The organism is Belnapia sp. AC561 (assembly GCF_979252845.1).
Window position 1 is genome coordinate 64,956 of record NZ_CEEDBP010000011.1, and the last position, 15,923, is coordinate 80,878.

15 protein-coding genes are annotated in these 15,923 nt (G+C 71.5%); 7 read left to right on the plus strand and 8 right to left on the minus strand.

Features of this window, described 5'->3' with window-relative positions:
• Positions 1-11 precede the first annotated feature (11 nt).
• The 3 genes from AC0IW9_RS11525 to AC0IW9_RS11535 are packed head-to-tail and all read left to right on the plus strand — an operon-like array spanning position 12 to position 3,486.
• Positions 12-1,445: an amidohydrolase family protein gene (locus tag AC0IW9_RS11525; protein WP_471648388.1), complete on the plus strand. Its 1,434-nt coding sequence runs from the start codon at positions 12-14 to the stop codon at positions 1,443-1,445.
• Positions 1,436-2,419: an ABC transporter ATP-binding protein gene (locus tag AC0IW9_RS11530; RefSeq protein ID WP_471648473.1), complete on the plus strand. Its 984-nt coding sequence runs from the start codon at positions 1,436-1,438 to the stop codon at positions 2,417-2,419. Before AC0IW9_RS11525 ends, AC0IW9_RS11530 begins: the two co-directional genes overlap by 10 nt.
• The gene (locus tag AC0IW9_RS11535) at positions 2,416-3,486 is read left to right on the plus strand and encodes an ABC transporter ATP-binding protein (protein ID WP_471648389.1); all 1,071 of its coding nucleotides are present in this window, start codon (positions 2,416-2,418) and stop codon (positions 3,484-3,486) included. The genes AC0IW9_RS11530 and AC0IW9_RS11535 overlap by 4 nt, the downstream gene beginning before the upstream one ends.
• Before the next feature lie 44 nt (positions 3,487-3,530).
• On the opposite strand, the gene AC0IW9_RS11540 is transcribed toward AC0IW9_RS11535, so the two are convergent.
• From AC0IW9_RS11540 to AC0IW9_RS11575, 8 genes are all read right to left on the minus strand, one after another.
• Entirely contained in the window at positions 3,531-4,136 is a 606-nt protein-coding gene (locus AC0IW9_RS11540; protein ID WP_471648390.1) for a hypothetical protein, read from the minus strand.
• Positions 4,137-4,386: 250 nt separating this feature from the next.
• Positions 4,387-5,040, minus strand: a complete 654-nt coding sequence (locus AC0IW9_RS11545; protein ID WP_471648391.1) for a hypothetical protein — start codon at positions 5,038-5,040, stop codon at positions 4,387-4,389.
• A gap of 67 nt (positions 5,041-5,107) precedes the next feature.
• A complete protein-coding gene (locus AC0IW9_RS11550; protein WP_471648392.1) occupies positions 5,108-5,335 on the minus strand; it encodes a hypothetical protein in 228 nt (75 codons plus the stop codon).
• Positions 5,322-5,864 carry a hypothetical protein gene (locus AC0IW9_RS11555; RefSeq protein ID WP_471648393.1) on the minus strand — a complete coding sequence of 181 codons (543 nt, stop codon included), beginning with the start codon at positions 5,862-5,864 and terminating at the stop codon, positions 5,322-5,324. The genes AC0IW9_RS11550 and AC0IW9_RS11555 overlap by 14 nt, the downstream gene beginning before the upstream one ends.
• 43 nt (positions 5,865-5,907) lie before the next feature.
• Entirely contained in the window at positions 5,908-6,594 is a 687-nt protein-coding gene (locus AC0IW9_RS11560; protein WP_471648394.1) for a biliverdin-producing heme oxygenase, read from the minus strand.
• A gap of 23 nt (positions 6,595-6,617) precedes the next feature.
• Complete coding sequence (locus tag AC0IW9_RS11565) at positions 6,618-6,929, minus strand: STAS domain-containing protein (RefSeq protein WP_471648395.1); 312 nt, start codon at positions 6,927-6,929, stop codon at positions 6,618-6,620.
• Positions 6,930-6,968: 39 nt separating this feature from the next.
• Positions 6,969-8,765 carry a GAF domain-containing protein gene (locus tag AC0IW9_RS11570; protein ID WP_471648396.1) on the minus strand — a complete coding sequence of 599 codons (1,797 nt, stop codon included), beginning with the start codon at positions 8,763-8,765 and terminating at the stop codon, positions 6,969-6,971.
• Positions 8,766-8,896: 131 nt separating this feature from the next.
• A complete protein-coding gene (locus tag AC0IW9_RS11575; RefSeq protein WP_471648397.1) occupies positions 8,897-10,504 on the minus strand; it encodes a methyl-accepting chemotaxis protein in 1,608 nt (535 codons plus the stop codon).
• 267 nt (positions 10,505-10,771) lie between these two features.
• On the opposite strand from AC0IW9_RS11575, the gene AC0IW9_RS11580 reads away from it, so the two are divergent.
• From AC0IW9_RS11580 to AC0IW9_RS11595, 4 genes are read left to right on the plus strand one after another with little or no spacing between them, the layout of a single operon-like run.
• Complete coding sequence (locus AC0IW9_RS11580) at positions 10,772-12,298, plus strand: ABC transporter substrate-binding protein (RefSeq protein WP_471648398.1); 1,527 nt, start codon at positions 10,772-10,774, stop codon at positions 12,296-12,298.
• 4 nt (positions 12,299-12,302) lie between these two features.
• Entirely contained in the window at positions 12,303-13,250 is a 948-nt protein-coding gene (locus AC0IW9_RS11585) for an ABC transporter permease (RefSeq protein ID WP_471648399.1), read from the plus strand.
• 5 nt (positions 13,251-13,255) lie between these two features.
• Positions 13,256-14,068 carry an ABC transporter permease gene (locus tag AC0IW9_RS11590; protein ID WP_471648400.1) on the plus strand — a complete coding sequence of 271 codons (813 nt, stop codon included), beginning with the start codon at positions 13,256-13,258 and terminating at the stop codon, positions 14,066-14,068.
• Positions 14,065-15,921, plus strand: coding sequence for a dipeptide ABC transporter ATP-binding protein (locus AC0IW9_RS11595; RefSeq protein ID WP_471648401.1), 1,857 nt, complete (start codon positions 14,065-14,067; stop codon positions 15,919-15,921). The genes AC0IW9_RS11590 and AC0IW9_RS11595 overlap by 4 nt, the downstream gene beginning before the upstream one ends.
• Positions 15,922-15,923: the final 2 nt, after the last annotated feature.

The window sequence follows — 15,923 nt, forward strand, 5'->3', positions numbered from 1 at the left end:
GGACCCCGAACATGCCCATCACCGTCATCCGCAACGCCGATGTCGTCCTCGCCTGGGACGACGCCACCCATCAGCACGTCTACATGCCGAACGGCGACCTCGCCTTCGAGGACGGCCGCATCCTCTTCGTCGGCCGCGACTACGCCGGCCCGGCGGATGAGACGATCAGCGGCACCGGCATGATGGTCATGCCCGGCCTAGTGAACATCCACTCGCACCCGTCGTCCGAGCCCATGAACAAGGGCTTCACCGACGAGGTCGGGACGCCCGGCCTCTACAACTCCTCGCTCTACGAATACCTGCCGATCTTCCGCCCCGACCCCGGCGCGGTGCATAGCTGCGTCAAGGTCGCGCTGTCCGAGCTGCTTCTGTCGGGCGTCACCACCGTCGCCGACCTCTCCATGGCGCATCCCGGCTGGCTGGACCTGTTGGCCGAGAGCGGCATGCGCGTCTGCATCGCGCCGATGTTCCGCTCCGCCCGCTGGTTCACCAAGAACGGCCATGTGGTCGAGTACGAATGGGATGCCGCCGCCGGCGAGAAGGCGATGACCGAGGCCTTCACCCTGGTCGAGCGCGCCGAGCAGCACGAGAGCGGCCGGCTCTTCGGCATGGCCGTCCCCAGCCAGATCGACACCTGCACGCCGGAACTCCTGAAGGACAGCCGCGACGAGGCCCGCAAGCGCGGCATCTCCTGGCAGATCCACGCGGCGCAATCCGTCACCGAGTTCCACGAGATCACCCGCCGCCACGGCTTCACGCCCATCGGCTGGCTGCACGAGCAGGGGCTGCTCGACGACCGCGCCATCATCGGCCATGGCATCTTCCTCGACGACCACCCGAGCACGCCCTGGCACACCCGCCGCGACCTCGAGATCCTGTCCGAGACCGGCACCACCGTCGCCCATTGCCCGACCGTCTTCGCCCGGCGCGGCATCACCCTGAAGCACCTCGGCCGCTACAAGCGCTCCGGCGTCAACATGGGCATCGGCACCGATACCTATCCGCACAACATGCTGGATGAGATGCGCCTAGCGGCCTACCTCGCCCGCACCCAGGCGACCGACCCGCGCAGCCTGACCACGACGGAGCTGTTCGAGGCGGCGACGGTCGGCGGCGCCCGGGCGCTGGGCCGCGAGGACATCGGGCGCCTGGCCACCGGCTGCCGCGCCGATTTCGTCCTGGTCAACATCACCCACCCCATGATGCGCCCGGCCCGCGACCCGATCCGCTCCCTCATCTACGCCGCCGGCGACCGCGCGCTGAAGGCGGTCTATGTCGACGGCCGCAAGGTGGTGCAGGACGGCGAGGTGCTGACCATGGACTACCGCGCCGCCGCCGAGCATCTGCATGAGTCGCAGCAGCGCATCGCCGATCAGGTGCCGAACCGCGACTGGGCGCATCGCTCCGCCGACCAGATCTCGTCGCCGAGCTTCCTCTGGAAGTGACGGCACCGCTGCTCGCCGTCACCGGGCTGCGGACCAGCTTCCGTACGCCCAATGGCGATTTCGCCGCGGTCGACGGCGTGGACCTCGCGGTCCCGCGCGGCCGCACCCTCGGCATCGTCGGCGAGAGCGGCTGCGGCAAGTCCGTGCTCTCGCTCTCGGTCATGGGCCTGGTGCCGCGCCCCGGGCGCATCGCCGCCGGGCAGGTGCTGCTGGAGGGCCAGGACCTGCTGACCCTGCCGCCGGCCGCCATGCGCCACATCCGCGGCGGCGAGGTGGCGATGATCTTCCAGGAACCGATGACGTCGCTGAACCCGGTCCACCCGATCGGTGCCCAGATCACCGAGGCCATGCGCGCCCACGACCCCGGCGCGACCGACCTCCGCGCCCGGGCCATCGCCGCCCTGGCCCGGGTCCGCATCCCGGCGCCGGAACGCCGCTTCGACGAATACCCGCACCAGCTCTCGGGCGGCATGCGCCAGCGGGTGATGATCGCCATGGCGCTGGCCTGTGCGCCGAAGCTGCTGATCGCTGACGAGCCCACCACCGCGCTCGACGTCACCGTTCAGGCACAGATCCTCGACCTGCTGCGCGAGCTGCAGGCCGAGACGGGCATGTCCATCATCCTCATCACCCACGACCTCGGCGTGGTCGCCGAGATGGCCGACGAGGTTGCGGTCATGTACGCCGGCCGGGTGGTGGAACGCGCCGCCGCCCGCGACCTCTTCGAGGACCCGCAGCACCCCTATACGCTCGGCCTGCTCGGCTCCGTTCCCCGGCTGGATGAGGACCGCCCCCGGCTGCTCGCCATCGAGGGCACCGTCCCGCCGCCCTTCGCCCTGCCGCCCGGCTGCCGCTTCGCCCCGCGCTGCCCCTTCGCCGTCGCCGCCTGCGAGACGGCGCCGCCGCCGCTGCGGGAGATCTCCCCCGGCCACCATGTCGCCTGCTTCCGTGCGCCCGTGGAGCTCGCGGCATGACCGCACCATTGCTCGAAGTCGTCGGCCTCGCCAAGCACTGGCCGGTCAAGCAGGGCATGATCCTGGCAAAGCAGGTCGGCACCGTCCGCGCCGTCGACGGCGTCTCCTTCAGCCTCAACCGCGGCGAGACCCTGGCCCTGGTCGGCGAATCCGGCTGCGGCAAGTCCACCACCGCCCGGCTCGTCCTGCGGCTGATCGAGCCCTCCGCTGGCACCGTCCGCATCAACGGCGCCGACATCACCGGCCTCTCCGCGCCGGAGCTGCGCCGGATGCGCCGGCAGGCCCAGATCATCTTCCAGGACCCCTTCGCCAGCCTGAACCCGCGGCTTTCCGTGGGGGAGGCCATCGCCGAACCGCTGGTCGTCCACGGTATCGGCGATGCCGCCAGCCGCACCGCCCGCGTCCATGAATTGCTGGGGCTGGTCGGCCTCGCCCCCTGGCAGGCCGAGCGCTTCCCGCACGAGTTCAGCGGCGGCCAGCGCCAGCGCATCGGCATCGCCCGCGCGCTGGCGGTGCAGCCCGACCTCATCGTCTGCGACGAGCCGGTCTCGGCCCTCGACGTCTCGATCCAGGCGCAGGTGGTGAACCTGCTGAAGGACCTGCAGTCGCGCTTCGGCCTCGCCTACCTTTTCATCGCCCATGACCTGGCGGTGGTGAAGCACATGGCCGACCGGGTGGCGGTGATGTACCTCGGCCGCATCATGGAGGTGGCGGATCGTCGCAGCCTGTTTGCCAATCCGCGCCACCCCTATACGCGCGCGCTGCTCTCGGCCATCCCGCACCCGGATCCGCGCCGCCGCGGCAAGGTGAAGCCGCTCGGCGGCGACGTGCCCAGCCCGCTGAACCCGCCGCCCGGCTGCCGCTTCCACACCCGCTGCCCACTGGCCCAGCAGGTCTGCCGGGAGGTCGAGCCGCCGGATGTCCAGATCGGGCCGGGGCATCACAGCGCCTGCCACTTCGCGCAGGAACTGCCGCCGGCCGACCACGACTTCAGCGGCGGGCTGACGGCGGTGGCGGCGCGGCGGCTGGCCTTGTTCGCCGAGAAGGGTCAGGGGCGTCGCCCCTGAAACCCCGACCGGGGCCAAAGCCCGGCTCCTGAGCCTGCCCGGTGTCAGCCGCTGATGCGGGCCGCTGTGCGGAGCTGTTCGAGGCGAGCCAATTCGGCGTCACGCTCGGTTTCGAGGTCGCGCACCCGGGCATCGCATTGCAGCTTGTTGTCGGCGCCGCATTGTCCCCGGACGATGGCGAGGCGTTCCTGGAAATTCCGCCGGACGCTTGTCGCCTGTTCCAAGAATGCCGCGTCGCGGCCCTGCTCGGATCCAAAGGCTTCTGCTGGCAGGGTCACCGTCACCGTCTCCGGGTAGCGGCCCATCGCACCGGAGGCTGCATCGACGACGATGCCGATGACGCCACCCAAGAGGATGTTCCCCAAGGTCGCCGCCTGGAACTGCGCCGGCACCGCGGCCATCCCCGCGGAATAACCGGGCTTCGTGCAACGTACGCTCAGGTCGCGGACCGATTTGCTGACCTGTACGGTCCCCGGCGTGGGATTGACCACGCCGACGATCGCACCCTCCCGCTGCAAGGAGCAGGATGCGCTGGCTGGTTCGGAAATGACTGAGATACCTTGGGTCGACCCCGAGGTGATCGTTGCACAGGCCGGCATCATGCTGACAAGCAGCAGCAATCCCAGAAGTCGGGCAATTCGCAAGGACATGATTTCTCCCATCCCACGCCGCATCTGCGTGAGATTTCTTTGCAATATGTGGTCGCAGCCGCATACGGAATCACGTCGGTACTGCGGCAGGGCAACGGCTGGACAATGCCGTGACTGTAATCGCCGAAATAACGAATATGTTATTAAAACACAATAAACAATATGAAGTAGCAATTTTAGCTACATCAAGGGTGGCTTGGCTTGATGACGAATGCCTGGGCTTTGGGCAGGGGTGACCAGAGAGCCGACTTCAGGCCAGCGCCAAGGCCCGCTGATCCACCGCCGCATCCACACCCGGAGGCTCCGGGAACAGGGCGTCCGCGATGAAGCGCGCTGCGGGCTCCGCGCCGACCAGCCCGGCCAGCATCCGCTGGGTATGCGGGTTGCGCCGCTGGCCGGCGACATAACGCGCCTGCCCCGCCCGCACCCGTTCGGCCGGGGCACCGCGCCCATGTCCGGCCACCAGCCGGGCCAGCATCGCCTCGCAGGCCGCTCCCGCCACCATCGTCGCCCGGGTCAGCTCCGCCGCATCCGCCGGGCGGATCGCCAGGAAATCATCCGAGAAGATATCGCCCCAATCCGGTCTGGCCCGCCGCTCGGCAAAGCCCGCCAGCGGTCCCAGCCGCGGCACCGGATCGCCCGGCAGTACCGGCGACAGGTCGAGGAAGAGCCCGGTCACCCGCGCCGGCCCCGCCACCACATCGAAGCCGAAGACCGGGCTCGCATCATCCAGATGCGGGAAGATGCAGCAATGCAGCACCAGCAGCCGGCCCGGCACCTCCAGCACCTCCAGATGCGCCCGGCGGAAACCCGGCGCCCGGCCGATCAGGTTGCGCCACAGCACCGGCCCGGCGATGCCCTGGATGCCGGCCGCCGGATCCTCCTCCCGCCGCAGCCCCGGCACATGCAGCAGCTTGGTGCGGAAGGCCGCCGCCGCCGCACGGATGGCGGGGAAGGGCCCGCCGCCCGATTCAGGCGAGATGATCGACCTCCTCCGCCGCCGCTGCCTCGGGCGCCGCAGCAGCAGGCGGCATCGCGGCGGGGGGCGCAGGCACCGGCGCCACCCAGCCGCCGGCCAGCGCCAGCCCGGTCCGCCAGGCGAGGAGCGGTGCCGCCAGCGCCACCTCCAGCGCCGTCACCTGCCACTCCAGGGCCCGGCCGAGCAGCCAGGCGCCCTGCGCCTCCTCATTCGGCGGCATGCAGGTTCGCCTCCTCGCGCGGGGAGATCGCCGCCTCCGGATCCTCGGAAAGGTCCAGGCTGCACAGCACCTGGGAGACCAGGGTGCGGAAATCCTCCTCGATCCGGAACAGCCGCTGCCGCAGCTGCAACGCCTGCATCACCGCCCAGGCCAGCGGCGTCTGCGCCTGCATCACCCCGGCGGCGACCGTCAGGTCGGAGGCCGGGGAATAGGCCTCCAGCCAGCTTCCCGCCTCGGCCAGGCTGCGGAAGACCTCGACATGCGCCAGGTCCGGCTCCCCGGCCGCCTCCCGGTGCACCAGCAGCTCCACCACCACCGTGCCGGCCCGGGTCTCGTAGACATTGATGTCGTACCAGACGCTGGCCCCCGGCGCCTGGCCGCTCGCCTCCACCAGTTGCCAGCCCTCGAAGCGCAGCGGCCGCCGGCCGGTGCGGTTCAGGGTGAAGCGGAGCGCGCCCGCCTGATTCTCCTCGATGGCATAGCTGCCGGGATTCGGCAGCGCCCGGGCCTGGGTCTCGGTCAGCGACATGGCGCCTGTCCTTTCTCGGAATGCATGCGGCAGGGAAGGGGGCTCAGCGCGACGGGCCGGCCGAAGCCAGGGCCGGCGCCGCCATGGCCAGGGCGTAGGCCGCCGCTGGAGGCCATGCCGCCCTGGCCGGGCCGGGGACGGCCGGCATCCCCGCCATCCAATCGCCCAGCCGGGTGAAGCTCTCGGTCGCGCCCCGCAGCAGGCTCGCGCGTTCCGCCGGGCCCGCCGCCGCCCCGGCCTCCTCCAGCAGGTCGGAAAGCACCCGCCAACGGGCCCGCGCCGCATCCGCCCCCTGGCCACCGAAGAAGCGTCCGCCCTGGCCCGGCGTCACGCCGATCGATTCCACCAGCCGCCGGGCGATCACCCGGCCACCCAGGCTCGATCCCTCCATGACATAGAGGCAGCCGAGCGCCGCCATGGCGTCCGGCAGTCCGGGCAAGGCCGCCTCCGGCGCCGGCCCGGGTTCCACCTTGCCCAAAGCCGCGAGGTCGGCCGCCAGCGCCCCGGGCCGCCCCGCCGCGGCCAGGGCCGCCGCCGCCGGCCTGCCGGCCAAGGCCGCCACCAGCCGCGGCTCCAGCGCCGCGTGGAAGCGATGCAGCCGTGCCAGCGTCGCCGCATATTCCGCGCGGGTCAGCCCGGGGTCGAGCATCCGGGCCAGCGCCGGCACCTGCTCGATCGCCGCATGCGCCTCGCGGGTCGCCTCCCGCAGGGAAGCCAGAAGGGAAGACATCGCCACCATTCCTCCATTCAGGGTCAGCGAATGGTCAGCATCTTCCCGAGGTTCGCCCGGTTCAGCACCTGCAGCACCCCGGGGCTGGCATTGCTGATGGCGATCGACTTGCCTTTCGACTTGGCCGCGTAGTTGAAGAACATCAGCATTCCGGCCGCCGAGGCATCGAGCGAGGCCAGGCTGCGGAAGTCGATGTTGATCTCCTTCCGCTCCAGCTTCAGCGCCTCGTCGCTCTTCGACTTGAAGACCTGGCTCACCTTGCTGTCGAGCGTGCCCTTGGTCGCCAGGATGGCGGCCAGGTCATTGGCGCTCAGCGTGATCTCGAATTCGGACATGGGTGTTTTCCCTGGCTCTCGACTTGGCCTGACGAAGGATCAGTAGTTGGAAATGCGGACCACGCGCCGCGTCGGCCCGCCCATCGGCGGCTCCGGCGCGCGGGCCAGCATGGGCTGCGGCCGCGGCCGCATCGGCAGCGGCCGTGCCACCGTCACGCTGCCGGTGCTGCCGCCCTCCAGCGCCCGGATCGCCCCGGCCAGCTCATCGGCCACCTGCACATCCTCGATCTCCCAGGCGCGGGAGAGGTTGTGGATGTCCCGCTGCCAACGGGCGAAGGAGGAACGCGGATTGCGGCCATCCACCGTCGGCTCCGTCGCCAGATCCGAGGGATTGCCGGCCCAGGTCGCCTGCACCACCAGCTCGCGCCGGAACCACAGCAGGTAGTCCGGCCGCTCCGCCGAGAGCGAGACCGCCAGCACGCCGGCGGCCCGGTCCTTCACCTCCGCCGCCGCCGGCACCACCGCCGCGAGGCTGTCGGTGGCGAAGGCGCGCGGCTGTTCCAGCCGGATATCCGGCAGCTCCCGTCCGAAGAGCGAGGCGATGGCATAGATGGTCATCTCGCCCGGCGCCTCGCCGATGCGATGCACCTGGCCGCCCCGCACCACCGCGGCGCTATCGGCCTCCACCAGGTCGAGCAGGATCCTCTGTGCCGCGCTGGGCGTGGCGGCCGCACCGCTCGCCGCGCGCGCCCCTTCCTCGGGCGGCACCAGCCAGCAGACTTCCTCCTGCACCGCGGCCAATGCCCGCTGCACCATGGCGCCGGCACTCTCGGCCTCGGGCCCGGCCGCGAAATCCGCCCGCGCCGCGGCGATCCGCCGCGCCAGGCTGGCCCCCACCGAAAGCCCGCCGCGCAGCCGGGCCAGCCCCTCCCGCCGCTTCGCCAGCCGCGCGGCGGCGGAGCTCATGCTCACCAGCTTGAAGATGAACATCATGGCCGATTGCTCGCAGACCACCCGGCGGTCGTAGGAGACCGGCCGCGGCGCATGATGGTGGCAGGCGAAGAGACCCCAGAGCTTGCCGTCCACGTTGATGCTGAAGGACATCGAGGCCTGCACGCCCATGGCCTGCAGATAGCCGATGTGGCAGGGCATGATGGAGCGCAGGTTCGCATAGCTCATGTCGATCTGCGGCGCCCGCCCGCCGGCGCCGACCATCCGGTGCGAGGCGGCGCCCAGCTCCGGCAGGTAGCGGGTAAAATTCGTCAGGTACATCTCGCGCTGCCGCGCCGGGATATCGCCCGAGGGGAAGAAAAGCCCGAGGAAGCTGTCCACCCCCTCCCGCTTGCTCTCGGCGATGACTTGGCCGTTGAACCGCGGGTCGAAGCGATAGAGCAGCACGCGGTCGAAGCCGGTGGTCTGGCGCACCACGTCCACGGCGCGGCGGCAGAGCTCCTCGACCGAGGTCGGCTCGAACAGCGCCTGGGTCGCGCTGCTGGACATCGCGTCGTAGTCGCCGGCCTCGGCGCCGATCGGCTCGATCTCGATCAGCAGCTTGCCGGCATGGGTGTGGTAGACGGCATGGCAGGGCGTCCCGCCCAGGGTCACCCGCATCGGGTTGGGGAAGAGGATGGTCTCCGGGCGGATCGCCGCCTCGGCCTCGCGCCGCTCGTGCTCATGCGCGAAGAGGCTGGCGAAGGGGCGGTCCAGCACCTGCTCCGGCGCGATGCCGAAGAGGCTGGCGAGGTTCTCGCTCACCGCCTCGATGCGCCGGCTCTGCGGATCCGCCACCACCAGCACGCCATAGGATTGCACGGCGCCCGGCATGTGCAGCGCGTCCCAGTCGTAGTCGTGTTCGGCCGGTGGCTGGTTGCGGATTGCCGAAGCGAGATCTCTCACGGGAACTGGGCCTCCACCCTGTGCTGCGGTCCGGGCCGGCCCGGCGGGCCAATCCTGGGGGCGACTGTCGCCGGCCCCGGGGCGCATTCAACGCCCCTTTGGTTGAAGGAAGCGCTAACGCGCCACCCGCTTCAGGCGGCGATCCGTCCGGCCCCGCGCAGCCGGTCGATCACCCGCTCGATCCGCGCCAGCGTCTCGGCATCCTGGCGGAAGCTGACGGCCAGCTTCCCGTCGCCGGCCCGCACCACCCGCGCCGCCACCGGCGCGGCCTCATCGGGCAGCATCACCGCCAGCAGGGTCCCGGCATCCACGTCCGCCTGCAGCCGCACCGCCACGCCGCTGCGGGAGATGTCGATGGCCTCGGCCGGCCGCAGCCCCTCCGGCAGTTCCACGCCGACCTGCACGCCCTGCAGCGGCAGCCGCTCGTAGTTGCGCCGGTTACCGCCGTCCGAGCGGATGGCGGCAAGGAAATCATCCACCTCCTCGCGCAGCGCATGCGCCTGCCGGCCGACGTCGCTGGCGGCATCCAGCACCACCGCGCTGGTCATCTGCGCCTGGTTGGTCGCGCCGGTCACCTCGCTCATCGCCTCCGCCGCCTGCCGGGTCGCGGCCGAGACGGCCTGGACCTTGCCGGCGATCTCCCGCGCGGTGGCGCCCTGCTGCTCCACCGCGGCGGCGATGGCCGAGGCTGCTTCATCGATCCGCCGGGTGGTATCGCCGACGTCGCGCATGGCCTCCACCACCCCTTGCGTCGAGGACCGGATGGCGGCGATCTGCTGATTGATCTCCTCGGTCGCCCGCGCCGTCTGGGTCGCCAGCGCCTTCACCTCCTGCGCCACCACGGCGAAGCCCTTGCCGGCCTCCCCGGCCCGGGCCGCCTCGATCGTCGCGTTCAGCGCCAGCAGGTTGGTCCGGGCGGCGACGTCGCGGATCAGGTCGGCGATGGCGCCGATCCGGCCCGCCCCTTCCGCCAGGCTCTGCACCGCGACATCCGAGGCGGTGGTGCAATCCACCGCCCGCCTTGTCTCCTGCGCCGCCGCGGCCACCCGCCCGGCGATCTCGTTCACCGAGGCGGAGATCTGCTCCACCGCCGCCGCCACCTCCTCCAGCCGGGCGGAGGATTCGACCGCCGTCTCCGAGGTATGCCGCGCCTGCGATTCGGTATTGGCGGCGGCGCCGGAGAGCTCGCCGGCGAAGCTCTGCATGGTATCGACCGAGAAGGCGAGGGAGGAGATCACCCCGGAGACCGAGGCGCCGAAGCCCTGGGTATGCTGGTCGATCGCCGCATATTGCCGCTCCGCCATGGTGCGGGAGGCGCGCAGCTCCTCGGTCAGCAGCCGTGCCTGGCTCGCCGCCTGGGCCAGGGTCGCCTGGCCGCGGGCGAAGGCGCCGATCTCATCCGCATCGCCGCTATGCGGCACCGGCCCGGCCGGCCCCTCGGCCCCCGCCAGCACGGAGCGGCGGATCGCCTCCAGCCGGCGCAGCGCATCCCGCAGGATCCAGCTGACGGCCAGCCAGCCCAGCAGCATCACCGCGAGCAGCAGCGCCGGCAGCAGGATGCCCGCCTCCCCGGCCGGCGGCCCGCCGGACAGGGCGGGCCAGAGCCCCAGCAGCCCCTGCGCCAGCCCGCAGCCCAGCAGCAGCAGGCCCAGCCCGCCCAGGCGCCAGGTCAGGCGCCGCGGCAGCGGGGCCGGTCCCGCATCGGCGATCCGGGACGGGGAGGCGGTCGGAGCAGGCATGGTACAGGCCTTCATTATCCGTGAACGGCCACCACCATCTCAGCAAAGCCTGAAGGGATGGTGAGGACGGTCTCCCTTGCCCAGGCCGCCCATTCGCTGGGCGCGGCATCCCCGGGCTGACCGATCGCCGGGCAATTCCAGCCGCGATGGCGCGTTTTGCCCCCCCTGGGCATGGCTTGCGGAGGGTGCGCGGCCGGGCGAAGCGGCTATCCTCCCGGCATCGGCCGCCATCCTGCGGGGGTGCGGCCACCAGCGGAGGGCTGCGCCATGTCCCACTCCACCTCCATCTCCCGGCGTGGCCTGCTCGCCGCCGGCGGCCTCCTCCTCCCGGCCAGTGCCTTCGGCCAATCGGCCGCCCAGCCCCGCAAGGGCGGCATCCTCCGCTTCTGCCGCCCCGATGGCCCGGACACGCTGGACCCGCAGCAGACCAATTCCTTCTCCGGCGCCGACTATGGCCAGATGGTCTACGACAACCTCTTCGGCCTCGATGCCGAGAACCAGCCGGTGCCTGCCCTCGCTACCGCCTGCACCGCGGAGCAGGGCGGCACCGAATGGGTCATCACCCTGCGTGAGGGCGTGACGTTCCACAGCGGCGATGCCTTCACCGCCACCGATGTCGTCGCCACCATCGAGCGCAGCATGGACCGGGCCCGCGCCGGCTTCGCCTTCGGCTGCTTCGGCCCGGTCAAGGAGGTCCGCGCCGAGGGGCCGCACAAGGTCCGCGTCGTCCTGCGCGCACCCTTCGGCGAATTCGCCGTCAACCTCGCCTATCGCGGCTGCTGCATGCTGCCGGCGAAGAACATCGACGGGCTGCGCGAAAGCCCGAACGGCACCGGCCCCTTCGTCTTCAAAGATTTCCAGCCGGGCAGCAGCCTGACGGTCGAGCGCAACCCGCACTATTGGAATGCCGGCACCGTCCACCTCGACGGCGTCCGCATGGTCTTCATCCGCGAGGCGGTGGCGATGCAGGCGGCGCTGCGCGGCGGCCAGGTGGACCTCATCACCGCCATCCCGGCCGAGACCTTCCTGGCCATGCGCAGCGCCCGCGGCTTCCGCGCCTATTCCAGCGTGACCGGCGACCACCAGGCGGTGCAGATGATGGGCACGATGGCGCCCTTCGATAATCCCAAGGTGCGCGAGGCCTTCAGGTACATGCTGGACCGCAAGACGGTCCTCGCCTCCGCCCTGTTCGGCCAGGGCGCCATCGGCAACGATACCTCGCTGCCACCCGGCAATCCCTACCTGCCGCCGCTGCCGCAGTATGAGCAGGACCTGCCGCGGGCGAAGCGCCTGCTGGAGGAAGCCGGCCTCGGCGGCCCCATCAGCCTCGACTTCTGGACCACCAGCGACCGGCCGCCGGCACCGAAGATGGTGCTGGCCTTCTCCGAGGCCGCCGCCCGCATCGGCGTGACGCTGCGGGTGCGGGACATTCCCTATACCGAATACGCCGCCAACGTCGCCCGCAAGATGCCGCTCTACACCTCGAACTGGGGCGGCAGCGCCACGCTGTTCGACGGCGTGCACAAGTACTACCACAGCAAGGCCATCTACAATTACAGCGGGATCGAAGCCGCCCCCGGCCTGGACGCCAAGCTCGATGCGATGATCGCCGAGGTCGACCTGGCGAAGCGCAAGGCGCTGGCCGCCGAGGCGCTGACCATGATCCATGCCAGCTCCGACCGCATCATCCCCTATTTCCGCAACTACGTCGGCGTCACCTCGGACAAGCTGCAGGGCTTCGCCCCGCCGCGCTTCGGCGTGATGGAGACCCGCGGCCTCTGGCTGAGCGCCTGACGGCATGGTGGTCCTCGGCTTCATCCTGCGCCGGCTCGGCCTGCTGGCGCTGGTGCTGCTCGCGGTCTCGGTGCTGACCTTCGGCATCGTCAACGTGCTGCCCGGCGATGTGGCGACGGCCATCCTCGGCGACATGGCGACGCCGGCCCAGGTGGTCGCGCTGCGGGAGAAGCTGGGCCTCGATGCCCCGGTCGCCCAGCGCTACCTGCACTGGATGGGCGGCATGCTGGCCGGCGACTTCGGCCGCTCGCTCCAGCATGGCCAGCCCATCACGCCGATGCTGCTCGGCCGGCTCGGCAATTCGGCCATCCTCGGCGGCCTCGCCCTCGGCATCGCCGCGCCGCTGTCGATCGCCCTCGGCGTCCTCGCCGCGCTGCGCCCCGGCCGCTGGCTGGACCGCTGCATCAGCGGCGTCGCCGTCGGCACCTATGCCCTGCCGGAATACGTCACCGGCCTCGTCCTCATCCTGGTCTTCAGCATCTGGCTGGATCTGCTGCCCGGCTCCTCCCTCATGGATCCGAACGAGAATCCGCTGCACCGGCCGGAGGCGCTGGTGCTGCCCGTCGCCGTGCTGGTCACCGGCATGCTCGCCTTCATCAGCCAGGTGACGCGCGCGACCATGATCCAGACGCTGGAGGCGCCCTATGTCCGCACCGCCATCCTCAAGGGCCTGCCCTTCCGGACGGTGGTGGTGAAGCATGCCCTGCCGAATATCCTGCCGCCCACCATCGCCGAGATCGGCATGTATGTCGGCTATGCCATCGGCGGGCTGGTGGTGGTGGAGACCTTGTTCTCCTACGCCGGGCTCGGCCAGATGATGACGACGGCAGTCGGCTACCGTGACATCCCGACGATCCAGGCCGGGGTGCTGGTGGTGGCGGCGGCCTATGGCTTCGGCAACCTCGCCGCCGACGTTGCCTCCTTACTACTGAACCCGCGGCTGCGTGGCTGACCGGGATGCTGCGTTTCGGCCCCGGCCCGCTGGTCTTCGTCGCGCTGATGGTCATCGCCATCGGCCTCGGCCCCTTCATCGCGCCCCATTCCGCGACGGCCTTCGACCCGCTGCATTCGCTCGAGCCGCCGAGCTTCGATTTCCCCTTCGGCACCGATGAATTCGGCCGCGACGTCTTCAGCCGCGTCCTCGTCGGCGCCCGCCCGACCCTGCTGCTGGCGCTCGCCGCCGCAGCGCTCGGCGTGCTGCTCGGCACCGCGACGGGCCTGCTCGCCGGCTACCGCCATGGCGCGGTGGACGAGGCGATCATGCGGGTGATGGACACGCTGATGTCCTTCCCTGGGCTGATCCTCGCCATGCTCATCGTCGTCATGCTCGGCCCGGCGCCGGTCAACGTCGTCGCCGCCATCGCCCTGGTCTTCTGGCCCCGCTCCGCCCGCCTCGTCCGCGCCGTGGTGCAGGACCTGGCCCGGCGCGAGTTCATCGAGGCGGCGCGGTCCCGCGGCGAGGGCGCCGGCTTCATCCTGCTGCGGGAGCTGCTGCCCAACGTGCTGATGCTGGTCATCGTCGACTTCAGCCTGCGGGTCACCTCCGGCATCCTGCTCGCGGCCTCGCTCGCCTACCTCGGCATCGGGGTGACGCCGCCGACCCCGGCCTGGGGGCTGATGGTCCGGGACGGCCAGCAGCTCATCGAGATCGCCCCCTGGCTGGTCATCTTCCCCTGCGCCGCCATCGCCCTGGTCTCGGTCGGCACCGTGCTGGTCGGGGAGCGGCTGCGCCGCGCCGTCGCCCTGCCGGGCGGGGAGCGCGGCCGGTGAGCGCGACCCTGGACCTGCCGCCGCGCGTCGCGACGCAAGCCGCGACCCTCTCAGTCGAGGGGCTCTCCGTCACCTATCCCGTCGCCGGCGGCGCGCTGGCCGCGGTCCGCGACGTCTCCTTCGCCATCGCCCCGGGCGAGGCCTTCGGCCTGATCGGCGAAAGCGGCTCCGGCAAGAGCACCATCGCCTATTCCATCATGCGCTACCTGCGCGGCGCGACGGCCGCCGGCCGCGTGGTGCTGGAGGGCCAGGACATCATGGCCCTGCCGGAGGCGGCGCTGGCCGCCATCCGCGGCCGCCTCGCCGCCATGGTCTACCAGGACCCGATGAGCGCGCTGAACCCGGCGCTGCGGATCGGCGAGCAGATCGCCGAGGTGGTCCGCCTGCACCGCGGCGCCTCCCGTGCCGAGGCCGCCGCCCGCGCCGTCGCCCTGCTCGCCCAGGTCCAGCTCCCGGATCCCACCGGCATGGCGGCGCGCTACCCGCACCAGCTTTCGGGCGGCCAGCAGCAGCGCGTCGTCATCGCCATGGCGCTGGCCTGCGACCCCAAGCTGCTCATCATGGACGAGCCCACCACCGGCCTCGACGTCACTACCGAGGCAGTGATCCTCGACCTCGTCAACGACCTGCGCCGCGCCGCCGGCGTCGCCGTGCTGTTCATCAGCCACAACATCGGCGTGGTCGCCAAGGTCTGCGACCGGGTCGGCGTGCTCTATGCCGGGCAGATGGTGGAGCAGGGGAGCATGGCGGAGGTCCTCGGGCGCCCGCGCCACCCCTATACCATCGGCCTCATGCGCGCCCTGCCCAGCGTCGACGGCCCGCGCCGGCACCTGGCGGCCATCCCCGGCCGGCTGCCGGACCTCCGCGACGTCCCGCCCGGCTGCATCTTCGCTCCGCGCTGCCCGGCGGCCGAGGCCGTCTGCAGCGCCGAGATGCCGGCACTCCTCGGCACCCCGCATGCCAGCCGCTGCCACTTCCGCGACACGCTCGCCCTGCCGCCGCCCGCGCCGCTGCCCGAGACCGCCGCCGAGGCCGCCGCCAGCGGCCGGCCGCTGCTGCAGATGGTCGGGCTGGAGAAATCCTTCGGCGGCGCCCTGACCTTGCCCTTCCTGCGCCGCTCCCCGCGGGTCCGCGCCGTGGACCAGGTGACGCTGGACGTCCCGCCCGGCCGCACCCTCGCCGTCGTCGGGGAAAGCGGCTCCGGCAAGTCGACCCTCGCCCGCTGCGTCGCCGGGCTGATCCGGCCCGAGGCCGGCGCCATCCGCCTGGCCGATGCCGTCATCGCGCCCCTGGTCCAGCACCGCCCGCGCGCGCAGCAGCGCGGCATCGGCTTCATCTTCCAGAACCCCGACGCGGCGCTGAACCCGCATTGGACCGTCGAGCGCATCATCGCCCGCCCGCTCGAGCTCCATGGCGCCCTCCCGCCGGGCGAGAGCCTGCGGTCCCGCGTCATCGCCCTGCTCGAGGCCACCAAGCTCGGCGAGCGCTACCTGTCGCGCTTCCCGCGCGAGCTCTCGGGCGGGGAGAAGCAGCGCGTCGCCATCGCCCGCGCCTTCGCCGGCGCGCCGCGGCTGGTGGTCTGCGACGAGCCCACCTCGGCGCTCGACATCTCGGTCCAGGCCGCGATCCTGGAGGAACTGCTGGCCCTGCAGGGCCGCCTCGGCACCTCCTACCTCTTCATCTCGCATGACCTCGGGGTGGTGCGGCACATCGCGCACCGGGTCGCCATCATGCAGCGCGGCCGCATCGTCGAGCAGGGGCCGACGGCGCAGGTCTTCGCCGCACCGCAGCACGACTATACCCGCGCATTGCTGGCCGCGGTGCCGAGCCTCGCCGGCATCCTCGTGGCCTGACC

Bases quoted from the DNA above. Each gene is read 5' to 3' on its own strand.
- AC0IW9_RS11525 (WP_471648388.1), top strand. From the start codon at position 12: ATGCCCATCACCGTCATCCGCAACGCCGATGTCGTCCTCGCCTGGGAC.
- AC0IW9_RS11535 (WP_471648389.1), top strand. From the start codon at position 2,416: ATGACCGCACCATTGCTCGAAGTCGTCGGCCTCGCCAAGCACTGGCCG.
- AC0IW9_RS11540 (WP_471648390.1), bottom strand. From the start codon at position 4,136: ATGTCCTTGCGAATTGCCCGACTTCTGGGATTGCTGCTGCTTGTCAGC.
- AC0IW9_RS11550 (WP_471648392.1), bottom strand. From the start codon at position 5,335: ATGCCGCCGAATGAGGAGGCGCAGGGCGCCTGGCTGCTCGGCCGGGCC.
- AC0IW9_RS11555 (WP_471648393.1), bottom strand. From the start codon at position 5,864: ATGTCGCTGACCGAGACCCAGGCCCGGGCGCTGCCGAATCCCGGCAGC.
- AC0IW9_RS11560 (WP_471648394.1), bottom strand. From the start codon at position 6,594: ATGTCTTCCCTTCTGGCTTCCCTGCGGGAGGCGACCCGCGAGGCGCAT.
- AC0IW9_RS11565 (WP_471648395.1), bottom strand. From the start codon at position 6,929: ATGTCCGAATTCGAGATCACGCTGAGCGCCAATGACCTGGCCGCCATC.
- AC0IW9_RS11575 (WP_471648397.1), bottom strand. From the start codon at position 10,504: ATGCCTGCTCCGACCGCCTCCCCGTCCCGGATCGCCGATGCGGGACCG.
- AC0IW9_RS11580 (WP_471648398.1), top strand. From the start codon at position 10,772: ATGTCCCACTCCACCTCCATCTCCCGGCGTGGCCTGCTCGCCGCCGGC.
- AC0IW9_RS11585 (WP_471648399.1), top strand. From the start codon at position 12,303: ATGGTGGTCCTCGGCTTCATCCTGCGCCGGCTCGGCCTGCTGGCGCTG.
- AC0IW9_RS11590 (WP_471648400.1), top strand. From the start codon at position 13,256: ATGCTGCGTTTCGGCCCCGGCCCGCTGGTCTTCGTCGCGCTGATGGTC.